We start from the raw sequence: 14383 nt of genomic DNA on the forward strand, positions 1-14383 counted from the left end.
TCCATAATTATTTTACGCAGAAGCTTTATTTATTTTTCAAGTTTTGATGATAATGTGCTTCAATATTGGACACATTTTTAATTGTTTTTTTTACCCAATCAAAATACAGCAGCCTTTTTTCTTCTTTGGATAATTTCCAAGCTACATTTGAATTTCTAAGTTTTGCAGTTACCTCTTGTAATATAATAGCGGCAGCCACAGATATATTTAAACTTTCTGTAAAGCCAACCATGGGTATTTTTAAGAATCCATCAGCATTTTCAATAACACAGTCAGAAACTCCCTCGGCTTCCACACCAAAAACAAAAGCTGTCTTTTTGGTAAAATCAAAATCTTGTAATACACAAGAATTGTTATGCGGCGAAGTTGCTATTATCTGATATCCTTTTTCTTTTAATCCGTCTAAACACTCCTTGGTATTGTCCCCATCGCTGCGGTATCGATATTGATTTAACCATTTTTGAGATCCCTTAGCAACATGTCTAGAAACTTTAGTGTTGTATTTATTTTCAATCGCATGCACGTCTTGTATTCCAAAAATATCACATGTTCTAACCACTGCGCTCGCGTTGTGTGGTTGAAAAATATCTTCCAAGACCACTGTAAAATGGCGTGTTCTGTTCTCTAAAACCTTTTGAAATAGCTTTTTCCTATTTTCTGTTAAAAAGCTCTCAAAGTACTTTAATAATGCTTCATCAATCATAAATACAAATCTAAATTATTATTTTTACCTTCAATAAATATTTTTCTAAAATACGTAAAACCTTCTCTAATGAAAAAAATGGTGATTTTAACAGGTGCTGGTATGTCTGCAGAAAGTGGCATTCAAACGTTTAGAGATGCTGATGGACTGTGGGAAGGACACCCTGTTATGGAAGTTGCTTCTCCTGAAGGATATGCAAAAAACCCTGAATTGGTTTTAAATTTCTACAATGAACGACGAAAACAACTATTGGAAGTACTGCCTAATAAAGCACATTTTAATTTAGTGAAACTAGAAAACAAATATCATGTAGACATTATTACGCAAAATGTAGATGATTTGCACGAACGCGCTGGGAGTACCAAAGTTACCCACCTGCATGGAGAGCTTCTAAAAGTGCGCAGTAGTGCTGATGATCGCATTATTTTAGATTGGAAAAAGGAGCTACTACTTGGAGATTTGTGTACCAAAAACAGCCAATTAAGACCACATATTGTTTGGTTTGGAGAATTCGTACCCATGCTGGAGAAAGCTGCTAAAAAGGTGCAAGAAGCAGATTTAGTAGTAATCATTGGAACCTCAATGCAAGTATATCCAGCGGCAAGCTTGATTGATTTTGCAAGTTTGAATACGCCCATTTACTTCATTGATCCAAATCCCAAAGTTTCAAGAAATAACGATCCCAATTTATGTATTATTAAAGATGTTGCGAGCTCAGGAACCGATGCATTGTTGCACTATTTGAACGCATAAAAATCTTTAGGGGAATAAAATTTTTTAATATTTCTTCTTTTATTTTTTTGCTTAAAGGTGCCAACAAATTCCTTTTCTATTTTTTTTAAAACCTCAAATTGTTTGTTTTTAAAAGAATTTAAAACATTGGAACTTAAATACACAATGTATTTCAAATCTTCAACACTGAAAAGGAATCTTGCCCCCGCTTTCGCGGCTGTATTTATTCCTGTATTTTTTTTAATATCTACAATAAAAATGCAGTTTGATTCTAAATCATCTTTCACAGATTTTAAAACCTGTAAAGTACTGTCTTTGCTTCCGTTGTTGACTAAACAAAGTTTGACGTCTTTTTGATTGGACAGATTTATAATTTCATCTTTGTGAATTCGATCTTCGTCCTCAGAGAATACGATGACTATGCCTTTTTTCATACTTTTGCATTTTTAAGCCTAGGTAATACAAAATAATTTTCACCTCTCTTTTCAAAAGAACTCCTTTCCGCTCTTTTCACCTTTCTTTTTCTATAATACCAGGCAACTTGAATTAATTGACCTATAATTTTTATAGAATCTTTTGTAGACAGCTTAGAGCCTTCTGCATGTACCCACCTCTTTAAGGGTTGCTCATAAAATATTTTTTTTGCCTTGTTAAGTCCGTAATAAAGGGTGATCCTTCTAAAAACTTCAACATCAAATATCCATTTTGTTATAAATTTATCTTTAAAGGATACTTCAAGCACATCTTTATGAAATATTTTAGCACCACATTGTGTGTCTTTGAAATCCAACGAAAGAATTTTTCGGATGATAAAATTAATAGACCAACTAATAAATCTTCTCGAAGATTCTTTTTTAATATTAGCGCCCATTCTACGTATTCTAGATCCGCTTACCACTTTGTATTTAGAGTTCTCTATTACAGAAACTAAATGATCAAAATCATTTAAACCTGTAGATAAATCTGCATCTAAAAAACCAATATAATCAAGGTCTAATTGTTTGGCCATATGCAACATCCCTTTCCTTACCGCCTCCGCTTTACCAACATTTTTTTTGCAAGTATATACTGTAATATAATCCTCTCTTCCCTTTCTTAAATTAATTAAGATTTCCGCCGTATTGTCTAAACTCCCATCGTTTACAAAACACAAGCGATACCCAGAATTCTTTGTAATAAAAGAAATAAACTCCTTACTTAACAATCTTTTTGCTTCATTATAACAAGGTATTACAACACCAACACATCTTTTTTGAATGATGATTCCTTTGTTTATTATCTGTTGATTCCTTTTAACAGGAGCGCCAATTAACAGTTTAACTCTGGCGCAAACTTCCACTAAGCTTAATGGTTTTTTCATATAATCATTGATCCCAAGATCAAACCCTCTCACAATAGTGCTTGCATCCGTATTTCCCGACAAAACCATAATCGGAGTGGTTTCTTTTTTTACATTTCTAATATACTTCACCACTTCCATTCCTGAAACTTGAGGCATCATAAGATCTACAATTACTAAATCCGGTTTGAAAGAATCATACACTTCTATTCCTTTTTTTGCACTTGTTTCTGTAAGCACTAGATATCCTAGTTCTTCCAACCTAAGCGATAAGGGGATTAAAACTAATTTTTGATCATCTATTGCTAATACTCTCATAATTTAAGTTTTTAGTAATTAGGTATACTTCAAAAGTAGTTTTGTTTGTGAAAAAAAATCCATGTAATGCTCTAAAGACTCTTTTGTATAGTTGAATGACAAGTTCCTGTGGTTAGATATAATTTAAGACCTCATTGAAAGGGTTTATATTTAGTATCTTGTTTGGGAATCCTCCTTGCTATGAAAAAAACATACAATCGATATGTAATTACTGTGATACTTGTAGGTATTGCTTTTCATGGAAGTGCACTCTTTTTTACCTTGGAGAGTTCTTATGATGCCCTTACGCACCTTTTTTTTGCTGAGCACTATGTAGACAACTGGTTTGAACCTTGGAACACGAAATGGTATACAGGATTTACGGTAATGAGTTATCCTCCCTTAGTGCACCAATCGATTGCTCTTTTATCTATAATTGGAGGCTTGAAGTTTGGTCTTTTCACCGTTGCTTTTCTTAGTATTATATTATTTATTACTGGTGTTTATAAATATTCATTGCTAATAACTAGCGATAGAACGATTGCCAGTTATGCTGCTTTTTTAGCTGTTTTCTCTTCCTCATTTGTGGAAACATTACATATTTTTGGGCAGATACCCAGTATTATTGGCATTGCTGTTTTACTGCATGCACTCCCAGAAATTTATTTATGGCTTAAAACAGGGCGCTATCGTTATTTGTGCAGCTCACTTTCATTAATTGCGGTTACCGCTACATCTCACCATGTTACTCCTATTTTTGGGATGGTATTTTTCATTTTCCCAATTATAGGAATGGCTGTATTGGATCTTTCTAAAGATCAAGTAGGTTCCTTTAAAGAGGTGAATTTTACCCTATTTATTAAAAACTTCAAAAAACAATTTAAAAGAATTGCAAGTTTTAGCACACTCTCAATACTTTTAATTATCGGTTGTATTTTACCCTATTGGTTGAACTCTAAAAACAACCCCATAACACAAATTCCAATTCCACACGGATCTCGCGATAATTTTCTTGAAATCACCTCTTCTGGATTGATCTTCTTTTTAATTCCTTGGGGTGTTTTACTCTTTCTTTGGCCTTACTTTTTTTATAGGTTTTTTAGCAAACGCTATTTATTTTTCGGACTTTCTTTTTCACTATTAGTTATTTTAGGGACGGGAGCAACCACGCCAATACCAAAAATACTATTAGGGGAAAATGCATTTAATATTTTAACATTAGATCGGTTTACATTCTGGGCCTCTATTATGTCTTTGCCTTTGTTTGGTGAATTTACACATCGATTTATGGTCGGTGATTTAAAAAAGTTCACACAACGAAGGTTTGGGAAGCTATACTATCGGTTGCTCGGTTGCTTTTTCGTTGGTTTATTCTTATTCATGACTATTTTCACAATGAGTTTAGGGTATTTCAGACCCTCGCAGCCCAAGAAAATTAAAATGTTGCCAATACTGAACTTTTTAAATCAAGATCAACACGATCAGTGGAGATATTTGACCTTAGGTTTTGGAGATCAAATGGCTTGGCTCTCTGCCCAAACAAAAGCAATGACCGTCGACGGAAATTACCATTCTGCTAGGCGTCTACCTGAACTAACCACAAGACCCGTGGAACGTCTCGAAAATTCAAAGTTTACAGGAATTGCTGGAATTGGCTCGTTGCAACAATTTTTAACAACACCTGAAAAATATAATTTAAAATATATCTTTTCTAATGATAAATTTTATGATCCAATACTGTACTTCTGCGGCTGGCAGCGCTTGCCACAACTAGAAAATGGCATCTTAATATGGGAAAAATTAAATGTTCCTCCCCTCACCTCCTTTTTAACAAAAGAAGAGGTTGCTACTTGGCAAAAAATACTCTGGGGGATGGTACCACTTCTTGCTTTAATACTCGCTTTTATCTTTAACCTACCGTCTCTTTTTGTAACTATTTTCAATACAAAATTTCGACCTAAGGCTAATTACCGTCAGTATCACAATCACAGCCTTTCCTTTTCGAAGGGTTTATTAAAAACGATGCATATTTGGACAGGTCTGCTTTTAATAACGATCATGTATAGTTTGTATGATTTGTACTTAAAAAATAATTCTCAAAGAACTCCTGAAAATGTGATCACGTCTTATTATGATGCACTGGATTTAAAAGAGCTCGAAAAAAGCTTTTACTATATAGATCCTTTTAGCAACGTATCAATCTCCCAATACATGCTCGAAATAGCGGTTACAGATGGATTGTTAAATTCATATGCAAAGTTAGATGCGTTGGAGATTCTGATTCTAAAAAAAACCGATAGTTTGGTCACTTTAAAGATCGCTACTAACTGGATTACTCCACTTGAAAAAGTAAGCAAAGTAAACTACAAAACAGTTGTTAAGAGAGGTAAGAAATGGTACATAGTGCCAAACCAATTAGATTCAGATTCACCTCCAGATCAATTGTATTCAAACAATATAACGAAATACTTCAATCAAGGAAGAAAAAAAATATCTACGGAACAGACATACCACGAAGATGTACTAAAACAACCCGTACTAGAAATTATCTCTGCCAAGTTGGTAAAATTTAAAAACCACTTCGCGCTTATTGGCGAAATTCAGAATATCGATAATGTTCCTGCAGACATCGTTTTAAAAGGTACTTTATACAATGATGAAAGTAAAGAGTTGGCTATTTACAACGCTAAATATCACGTAAAACATAAGTTAATGCCAAAAGAAATTAGTTCCTTTCGAATCAATTTTGAGGGTATCGCTTGGACCAAGACCGCAGACGCGATTCCCGAAACATTCAATCCAGATGAATTTACGCCGATAGCGTTTGAAGAGCAACCCACAAATTTCAATCTACAAGTTGCCGGAAATGTATCAAATTCAGATCTGTATAAAGATCTTGCTTTAAGTGACCTTAAAATAAATTCAACAACTATAAAAGGAACCCTATTTAATAGTGGTTTGCAAGAAATTACGGTTCCCCAGCTCTTAATATCCTATTATGACAAAAATAAAAATATTGTTTGGGTAGATCATTTATTTTTAAAAAGAGGAATAAAACAGCAACGCAAAAAATATTTTGAATACGCTCTCTTGAAGAATGACAGCATTGCAATTATAAATAACGATATGAGCAATTGTTTCGTAAATGGCCTTCCAAACAAAAATATTTCGAGTAAAATTGTACCGAATAGAATTAAAAAACACAGCACAATCGCATTGCAAAAAATAATACATCCCAATTATGCTTATGTAAAAATTGAAATGAACAGTTACATCGGAAATCCAAACTAATGAATTTTAGAAATCAACTTTTTTTTTTATTTAGTTTATTTGTGACATGCAGTGTTACAGGTCAAGAAATAATGAAAAAAAAACGGGACTTCGTTCTAATAAGTAAAGGCACACACTTTGTTGCTGGAAGCACTATCACTTTGGAGTTCAAAGGAAATAGTGCCATTTCGTGTGAAATGTATTGCGCTAATAGCTATGGCAGTACTTTAGTCAAACCTCAACTTCAAGGCGCCCGCATATTTTTTAAAATACCAGCGTATTTAAGTACTAAAACCGGGGTTTTAAATTGGCGTATTGTTGGATTAAAGCAACCGCTTTTTGGTTCCTTTAAAATTGTACCAAAAGAAAGTCCAAGTGCTTTAGAAACTTATGTAGGGCCGCCAAGTATTGAGGCTGGAGGTTCAGATTACAGCATGTTAGTTGTTATACCTACAGACAATTTAGACAATCCTTTGAGACAAGATACCCCGGTATCGATACAACAACAATTTTTAGCTTCAGAAAAAAATAAGCTCATTTTTACTAAAAACCTAATTGCTTTTAAACACATCTTTTCCCCTTTAAAAACGGGTAGAATGCTTCTCTCTTCTGAAGTACTTGGATTAAATTCTAAAGAATATGATATCAATGTAATGCCTGCAATTGCAACAAATTTCAATATCTATTCAAATAGAAACCATACCTATGCCGACGGAAATCAGATTACTACCTTCACTACTTCAATAATAAAAGATAAAAACAACAATACAATTAGTGATGGTAATTTTGTTTATTTTTTCATAACAAACAAAATAGGGGATCTTTTAAAAACTTCTGGAACGACCATTGCCGGAGTGGCAACCGCAAAAATAATACATCCTGATTATGAAGAAAACTGGAATATAAAAGCCTACATTTTAGGCATGGCTGAAAGCAATACTCTGAAGATAAAATATAAAAAAGTGATTGCCAATTTTGAAGTTGCTTTTATTAAAAATAATAGAAAAGTTACTGTAGGACCTATCAAAAGTTTTATGGGCCAATTAATTCCTGACGGAATACAGGTGAAAATATCCATTTACAAAGACAAAAAGATCTTAAATGAAATTATAAAAAGTTCTAGAGAAGGCTTCGTTTCTTTTAACTTAAATCAAAGTATTTATAAAAACGGAGAGTACGATTTCAAAATATCGACCGCAAAAGTTCACAAAACATTTCAATCCATTACACTATGGTAACTCTAAATAAAATTATTTTTAAAAGCATCTTACTTTTATCCTATCTCCTAATAATTGCCGTCGTGCTATTTCTTATCAGTTCTTTATATGGTTATTTAAACACAGGAGCAGATAGAAGTAAAATACTACATACAAAAATAAAAAAAATAGATCAATACCTCCCTAAAGTTACATGGTTAGAAGATGGAAACCTGGGCCGAAAAATGAATGCGCAAACTTTATCGGAAATTGAAAGTAACTATTTAGATGCGTGGTTCGTTAAAAATAGTGCATTTCAAACCAATTCAAAAATAGGTATTGACGCGTATTATACAGAAAGCGCAAGAAAAAATATTTTTAATATTATTGGGGCCAATAAAAAGCTAAAAATAACCATTGAACGCACCACTTTAAGCCACAACCCTGATATTTTTCTTTTCAGTGAAGATGGTCAATTGGTGGTTTTAGAAGATAAAAACGTTGTCGAATACAAAAGAGTTTTTAAAGACAATAAGTTCATTTTAGAAATTACAGAGATCGCAAATTACAAAGTAATTCTTTTATTGGAAGATGGATTTTGGCGGATTCGACACTTGGTCAAGGAAAGTGTCTCAGATTTTGATAAAAAAACAAATGTTGCTCTACCTATTTCAACAAGTATTAAAGGAATCAACTATTATCCGCAGGCCACTCCCTGGAATATGTTTGGAAGCGAATTTGACATCAATATAATACGTGAAGATTTTAATCTTATAAAAAACACAAATCTAAATACCATTAGAATTTTTATTCCGTATCAAGATTTTGGCAGAGCAAAAGTCAAGGAAAGCAAACTACATAAACTTCGCCAGGTTTTAGACGCAGCAGAAAAAAACGATTTAAAAGTGATTGTAACATTGTTTGATTTTTATGGAAACTACGCGGTTATAGATTGGACTTTAAATCGCAGACATGCGGAAACTATTGTTTCTGCTTTTAAAAACCACAACGCGCTACTTGCTTGGGATGTTAAGAATGAACCCAATTTAGACTTTGATTCTAGAGGGAAAATGGATGTAATTTCTTGGTTAGAACAAATTATTGTTCTAATTAAATCTATTGATAAAAACCATGCAGTAACCATCGGATGGTCTAATATTAGCAGTGCAAGTATCTTAAAGGATCAATTAGATTTTGTTTCGTTTCACTATTATGAGGACAAAGATATTTTTGAGGAAAGATATATCGCGTTAAAAAAAATAGTAAAAGACAAACCGCTTGTTTTAGGTGAGTTTGGAGTTACTTCCTATCGCGGGTTTTGGAAACCTTTTGGAAGTTCAGAGGAAAAGCAGGCAATGTATTATAAAGAAATGCAAGCGGTATTTGCGAAAAATAAAATTCCCTTTTTATCGTGGACGTTGTATGATTTTGATAAAATCCCCAAAGAAGTTGTTGGGGAACTCCCCTGGAGAAGAAATGCTCAAGAGCATTATGGATTTATTAATAAAAATGGGGAAAAGAAAAAATCCTTTGAATATATTTTTAAAAATTAATTTACTTGATAACTACAATTATTTTTTACTGCGGATACGTTTGAAATATCATAGAATGTATCTAAGTAAATACTGGCAATCATGGCCATTGGATATGCAGATGCGGCCTCATAATTCACAATACCTAAAGCCATTCTATATGCGTCATTTGTTACAATTGCCTGTATTGATTCTGCAAGGCTAATGGCATTATTAGGTTCAAAAAATTCAGCTCGATATCCCTCCTCTTTTACTAAAAGCGCCAAATCTCCTAAATTCGGCATGATTACAGCTTTTCCATAACTCCCTGCCTGGTGCAACACTCCAGAACTGCCGGTAGTTGAAGAATACGGGAAAACCACAACAGCACTCTCGTTAAATAAGATTGGTATTTTATCCTCTTCTACATAACCCATAAAAGTTAACTTCGAAACATCTGCAAACTTTTGCTTGACATTTTCAAGATACAAAGGTGCACTTGGGTGATTTGCACCAGCAATTACAATCTCTAGATCCATACCTGTCAAGCCTCTCACAATTTGAACCGCTTCAATTAATAATTCCACTTTTTTATAAGTGCCAAATTTACCAAACGTCATTATTTTCAATGCCCCTTTGGGCAATTTAAATTTAGGCTTTGTGGGTACTTCAAAAGTTCCATGAGGGACTGCTATTACATTTTTTACATTGTATTTTTTTTCCAGCACACCGACATACTTTTTCATTGTTACTGCTACCACATCTGCTTTTAACAACATACGCATCAACAAACTACCTATAAAATGGTATGCTGTCTGTAATAGTTTATTCGATGTAATTCCTGCCTTTTTTAAGTCTACCTCTTCTAAAATATTATGCAACAAAACAACTGTAGGAATGCGTTTAAGGGTACAAATGAAGGGTAATAAAAGTCCTAATGCGGCAGGTATTTTTCGATCACCAAATTTCATAAACTGCAAATTAAAAAAGATACTGTCTGGTTGTGTCTCTTTTATTGCTCTGACAACAGTTAAAATATTTCGATATGAATTAAAAGACCAACACTCCTTAATTGTTATCTTGCATCCTTCCTCTAAAAAATCCATCGTCTTTGGTTTTTTAGTAATATCCGTTAATAAAATAAGTTCTGTAATTTCTGATTTTTGCCTAAACTCTTTTACCAAATGATATGCATATTCATTCAATGTTACTTTACTTGGCGGATAAGCCGTTAAAATTGCTAGCTTCATAAGATGATTTTAAAAGTTAGTATTGAATAAAAATAGCAGAATGCTTGCTACCAAATACTAATAAATAAAGCAAACACTCCTGATATTTTAGTTAAAGCGCAATAATATATCGATGAGTGTCACCTTTTAAAAGAGGAGTGTTTTTTATCTACATCTTAAAATTTACCATCGAATTTCATTATTTTCAAATACCATAATATTTGAACTATTAGCAATACGAACATAGAAAAAATCTGCATTTGGACAACTTGATTTAAACTTTCATGAAACCATATAATTAAAAAGAATTGCAGCATACCAAAAACCCCAGAAATCACTACTGGAATATACTTATCTAAAGAGAGGTAGTAATATGCAAAAATATTAGACACTGCAAATAAGGACGTCGCCAAAGCGTACTTCCATAATAATGGAGAAATTTCAAGGTAATTATCACCAAATAATAAGTAAACGATTGTTTCAGGATAGCAGAAGCAGCTCAATACAATACAGCACGATAAAAAAGTAATGTAACCAATGTACTTGAACAATACCACATGCGTACTTTTACCTTCTTTTTTTAACTCGATTACTTGCGGTAATAAGAGCATCACAAACATCCAAGCAACAAAATAAACCACTCTTCCAATTAAAGCTAAAGAGGCATATAATCCAGCATTGTAGGGTTCAAAATAATGTTTTACCAATAGCACATCACTATTGTTGATTATAATTTGTGTGAGTTCATAAAATGCAGTCAATAAAAAAAAATGTTTTATTTGACTTCTTTTCACTCTTTGTAATCTCAATTTTATTGCAATATTAAAAGCCTTATACTTAAAAGGAAGCATCCCAAAGCCGAATGAAATTACAATTCCAAATGCTATTATGGCGGCAGATTTCATGTCAAAAATAAAGACAAGACCAAATGTAATGAGCAGTCGACTAAGCATCTCTGTCAAATAGGTAATAGACAAATATTGAAACTGCTTTTTACCTTGAAAAATCCCTCTATTGATGCTCATAACAAAATACAAAGGAACACCGATTCCGAAAATAACAAACATCGATGCAGATGATGTGATTAATAGCTCTTGCAATTCATTTGAAAATAGCATGATTAATATTCCTATAAAAATGCCCAAAATCATTGCACTTCTATACATTATGGATACAAAAATCTGAAATGCTTTTGAACTAAAAAGGATGGAAAATTTAGCGGTTACCAATTGAAATGTCATCGCTATAAAAGACAATGTCAATAAAAAAGTGATTAAAACTACTACATCTGCGAATTTCGATGGTCCTAATATTCTTGCCAAAACAAGGTTGTACAAATAATTACCTCCATTCACAACGAAGACTGTAATCATGAAGATTTGTTCTGAGGATACTTTTCTTTTTATGATAGTGATGCTCATTGCTAAAATAGGGCATGAAATGCTTCTAATATTTTCTTAAGAAGGTGATTTTTTTTAAAACAACCGTTGCGTTTTGAACTTTTTAAAAGTAATAAAATAAAAGGTGTCCTGTGACCATAGAAAAAGTACACGACGTTTTTTAAAGTTTTACCAATTACGGCGCACTCACATTCTTAAAGCCATGTGTTAAGCTAACTTTTGGCTGTTAAAATGATCATATAAATCTTTACTTCCAACCCCTATAATCGTAAATATTTTTTTCGCTATTAATGCGTCTTGGTAGATTTTAGTGAGTGTTAAAACACCGTGAATATCTATTCGTGTTACTTGCGTAATATCTATAGTTATGTATTTTCGTTTGGCTAAAATTGATTCGATATAATGTTTCACAGAAAACACATTTTCACAGGTAATATTTCCAAGTATACTAAAACTTCCTTTATTTTCTAAAATTTGTAAAGCCATGATCTATAGATTTTAGGATTAGAATTTAATGCTTGTATAAATATCTTTTAATACCTGATATAAAAAGAACAAATTTCGATGAAATAACAATTACTGTAGATGAGCTATTAGGTATGTTTGAATATGATTTCTTAAATTGCAGTAAACCAAGTACATGAAATTAAGCGCAAAATTATTTCTTTGTTGTGCACTTTATTCTGCAATCTGCCTGTCTCAAAATATGAAAGAAGGTTTCGCATATTTAGAAACTGGAAAATATAAAAAAGCCGCAACCTTTTTTAGTAAAATAATAGCGAAGTATCCAGAAAATAAAACTGCTGAAATTTGCTATGGAAGGGCGCTAGGTTTGAATGGAGAACCGGAAGTTGCCACTCTTATTTTTTTCAATTTATTAAAAAAATATCCAAAAGACTTTGAAATTAAACTGAACTATGCAGAATCTTTATTATGGAATAAAAGCTATCTAAAAGCAGCGCCCTATTATGAAGATTTAGTAGCAGAAGAACCTCAAAGCTTTCCAGCATTACTGGGCTATGCCAATAGTCTCTCAAATTTAAAAGTATTCGACAAGGCTCTAAAATACGTAAATAAAGCATTGTTCATTGCCCCTACTAATATCAATGCAATGACTTCTAAAAAATATATTAATTTAGGTTTTGCGAATCAGTATCTTCAAAAAAGAGAGTACAATACGTCCTTAAAAATATTATTCGAAAACTTAGTTTTTTTTAAAGAAGATACAGAAACACTTCAAAATATAGCAAACGTATATCTTATTTCTAAAAACTTTATAAAGGCAGAAGAGACCTACAAAGCACTCGGAAAAAACCCAAAAAATAAGCGAAGTACTCTCAATAGCATGGCCTTGGTTTTTCATTTAAAAGGAAAAAACAAAAAAGCCTTACAAACAAGCACTGTCGCAATGAACACCCTAACAAAAAAAACGAGTGAAGCAGCACAGCAACGAACAAATGCACGGTATATTCATTCGCTCATATGGAACAAAAAGTACCGCAAAGCAAAAAACCAAATTGAAAAGTTAAACAAAAAATATCCCAATAAAAACTGGGTACTAATTTTACAGGCAACTTTGAATAGCTATCAAAGTAATTATAACAAAAGCATTCGCGATTTCGACCGCATTCTAAAGAATGACAGTACCTCTTTTGATGGGAATCTTGGAAAGGCCAATGCTCTAAAGGCTTCGGGTGCTTATCTACAAGCTTATAAAAGCGCAAGAAATACCTTAAAATTTTATAAGAATCAAAAAGATGCAGTCTCTTTTATTCAAAATTTGAATAAAATTTTCACTCCTTTCGCAAGTACAAAAGCTACCTACTCTTTTGATAACGGGAATAATAAAGCGCATGCTTATAAAATGGCTTCAGAATTCCCTCTTTCTACTAAATTTAAAATAGTAGCAAGTTATAATCATAGAATTACAAGTAATTCATTAAGTGGCCTCAGCGCTACCTCAAACAATGTGTTAACGGGTATTTCCTATCAAGTGCGCAATCATATAATATTAAAAAGTCTTGTTGGAATTGCCTCCTCAAAAACGGCTACTAATAGTTTCAATCAATTGTTAGCCGATATCTCTGCTCAGATTAAACCTTTTAAACTTCAAAATTTGGTATTGGGTTATAAAAGAGAGATGCAAAATTTTAATGCAGCACTGTTAGATCGAGAAATTGTTCAAAACAGCTATTTATTAAATTATAATTTGAATACTACTTTTAAGTTGGGCTGGTTTACTCAATACTATTACACAACCCAAAATGACGATAATTCAAGAAATCTATTATTTACTTCTCTGTATTACCAAATCTTAGAAAGGCCTTCTTTCAAAGCTGGTGTTAACTATCAAAATATTTCATTTAAAAACCAAGAACCTACAATTTATTTTAGCCCAAAAAAGTTTAATGCATACGAGCTGTTTTTTAATCTTATAAAGGATGAAACCATCGCAAATAAAAAAGAATGGTTCTACGAAATAACTGCTGCTGCAGGATTTCAATTTATTGAAAATACTGCAAAGCAAAGCACTTACAGAATACAAGCTAAATTGGGCTACAAATTTTCTGAAAGAAGTCTTCTTAACTTTTACGGATCTCGAAGTAATATCGCTTCTGCTACTGCAGCGGGATTTACTTTCACAGAAATAGGTTTGCGTTTCAAGTGGCTTGTCTCAAAAAAACCACTTTTTAAAAATCTTTAATT

General features: G+C 32.6%; 11 protein-coding genes. 5 read left to right on the top strand and 6 right to left on the bottom strand.

The window, feature by feature from the left end:
* Positions 1–25: 25 nt before the first annotated feature.
* A complete protein-coding gene (locus PI23P_RS10880; protein ID WP_004570910.1) occupies positions 26–703 on the bottom strand; it encodes a TrmH family RNA methyltransferase in 678 nt (225 codons plus the stop codon).
* 69 nt (positions 704–772) lie between these two features.
* Between PI23P_RS10880 and PI23P_RS10885 the strand changes: the two genes are divergently transcribed.
* Positions 773–1456 carry an SIR2 family NAD-dependent protein deacylase gene (locus PI23P_RS10885; RefSeq protein WP_004570911.1) on the top strand — a complete coding sequence of 228 codons (684 nt, stop codon included), beginning with the start codon at positions 773–775 and terminating at the stop codon, positions 1454–1456.
* On the opposite strand, the gene PI23P_RS10890 is transcribed toward PI23P_RS10885, so the two are convergent.
* Both PI23P_RS10890 and PI23P_RS10895 read right to left on the bottom strand, forming a co-directional pair.
* Entirely contained in the window at positions 1441–1869 is a 429-nt protein-coding gene (locus PI23P_RS10890) for a glycosyltransferase (RefSeq protein ID WP_004570912.1), read from the bottom strand. The two genes, PI23P_RS10885 and PI23P_RS10890, sit on opposite strands and share 16 nt — an antisense overlap.
* Positions 1866–3092, bottom strand: coding sequence for a response regulator (locus PI23P_RS10895; RefSeq protein WP_004570913.1), 1227 nt, complete (start codon positions 3090–3092; stop codon positions 1866–1868). Before PI23P_RS10895 ends, PI23P_RS10890 begins: the two co-directional genes overlap by 4 nt.
* A gap of 180 nt (positions 3093–3272) precedes the next feature.
* On the opposite strand from PI23P_RS10895, the gene PI23P_RS10900 reads away from it, so the two are divergent.
* The 3 genes from PI23P_RS10900 (at position 3273) to PI23P_RS10910 (ending at position 9090) form a co-directional block, all read left to right on the top strand.
* Positions 3273–6362 carry a putative glycosyltransferase family protein gene (locus PI23P_RS10900; protein WP_004570914.1) on the top strand — a complete coding sequence of 1030 codons (3090 nt, stop codon included), beginning with the start codon at positions 3273–3275 and terminating at the stop codon, positions 6360–6362.
* A 71-nt stretch (positions 6363–6433) separates the two neighbouring features.
* On the top strand, positions 6434–7579 hold the full coding sequence (locus PI23P_RS10905) for a hypothetical protein (RefSeq protein ID WP_238300024.1): 1146 nt from the start codon (positions 6434–6436) through the stop codon (positions 7577–7579).
* On the top strand, positions 7573–9090 hold the full coding sequence (locus PI23P_RS10910; protein ID WP_004570916.1) for a cellulase family glycosylhydrolase: 1518 nt from the start codon (positions 7573–7575) through the stop codon (positions 9088–9090). The genes PI23P_RS10905 and PI23P_RS10910 overlap by 7 nt, the downstream gene beginning before the upstream one ends.
* On the opposite strand, the gene PI23P_RS10915 is transcribed toward PI23P_RS10910, so the two are convergent.
* The 3 genes from PI23P_RS10915 to PI23P_RS10925 form a co-directional block, all read right to left on the bottom strand.
* Positions 9087–10298: a glycosyltransferase gene (locus tag PI23P_RS10915; protein WP_004570917.1), complete on the bottom strand. Its 1212-nt coding sequence runs from the start codon at positions 10296–10298 to the stop codon at positions 9087–9089. The two genes, PI23P_RS10910 and PI23P_RS10915, sit on opposite strands and share 4 nt — an antisense overlap.
* Before the next feature lie 155 nt (positions 10299–10453).
* Positions 10454–11698 carry an oligosaccharide flippase family protein gene (locus PI23P_RS10920; RefSeq protein WP_004570918.1) on the bottom strand — a complete coding sequence of 415 codons (1245 nt, stop codon included), beginning with the start codon at positions 11696–11698 and terminating at the stop codon, positions 10454–10456.
* A gap of 186 nt (positions 11699–11884) precedes the next feature.
* On the bottom strand, positions 11885–12163 hold the full coding sequence (locus tag PI23P_RS10925) for an STAS domain-containing protein (RefSeq protein WP_004570919.1): 279 nt from the start codon (positions 12161–12163) through the stop codon (positions 11885–11887).
* A gap of 154 nt (positions 12164–12317) precedes the next feature.
* Here PI23P_RS10925 and PI23P_RS10930 point away from each other — a divergent pair, with 154 nt between their 5' ends.
* Positions 12318–14381: a tetratricopeptide repeat protein gene (locus tag PI23P_RS10930; protein WP_004570920.1), complete on the top strand. Its 2064-nt coding sequence runs from the start codon at positions 12318–12320 to the stop codon at positions 14379–14381.
* Positions 14382–14383 lie beyond the last annotated feature (2 nt).

The organism is Polaribacter irgensii 23-P, from assembly GCF_000153225.1.
Lineage (GTDB): Bacteria > Bacteroidota > Bacteroidia > Flavobacteriales > Flavobacteriaceae > Polaribacter > Polaribacter irgensii.

What these genes read in the sequence shown, in the direction of transcription:
- PI23P_RS10890 (WP_004570912.1), bottom strand. Translation starts at nt 1,869, where the DNA reads ATGAAAAAAGGCATAGTCATCGTATTCTCTGAGGACGAAGATCGAATT.
- PI23P_RS10910 (WP_004570916.1), top strand. Translation starts at nt 7,573, where the DNA reads ATGGTAACTCTAAATAAAATTATTTTTAAAAGCATCTTACTTTTATCC.
- PI23P_RS10895 (WP_004570913.1), bottom strand. Translation starts at nt 3,092, where the DNA reads ATGAGAGTATTAGCAATAGATGATCAAAAATTAGTTTTAATCCCCTTA.
- PI23P_RS10925 (WP_004570919.1), bottom strand. Translation starts at nt 12,163, where the DNA reads ATGGCTTTACAAATTTTAGAAAATAAAGGAAGTTTTAGTATACTTGGA.
- PI23P_RS10930 (WP_004570920.1), top strand. Translation starts at nt 12,318, where the DNA reads ATGAAATTAAGCGCAAAATTATTTCTTTGTTGTGCACTTTATTCTGCA.
- PI23P_RS10915 (WP_004570917.1), bottom strand. Translation starts at nt 10,298, where the DNA reads ATGAAGCTAGCAATTTTAACGGCTTATCCGCCAAGTAAAGTAACATTG.
- PI23P_RS10900 (WP_004570914.1), top strand. Translation starts at nt 3,273, where the DNA reads ATGAAAAAAACATACAATCGATATGTAATTACTGTGATACTTGTAGGT.
- PI23P_RS10885 (WP_004570911.1), top strand. Translation starts at nt 773, where the DNA reads ATGAAAAAAATGGTGATTTTAACAGGTGCTGGTATGTCTGCAGAAAGT.
- PI23P_RS10920 (WP_004570918.1), bottom strand. Translation starts at nt 11,698, where the DNA reads ATGAGCATCACTATCATAAAAAGAAAAGTATCCTCAGAACAAATCTTC.
- PI23P_RS10905 (WP_238300024.1), top strand. Translation starts at nt 6,434, where the DNA reads ATGAAAAAAAAACGGGACTTCGTTCTAATAAGTAAAGGCACACACTTT.
- PI23P_RS10880 (WP_004570910.1), bottom strand. Translation starts at nt 703, where the DNA reads ATGATTGATGAAGCATTATTAAAGTACTTTGAGAGCTTTTTAACAGAA.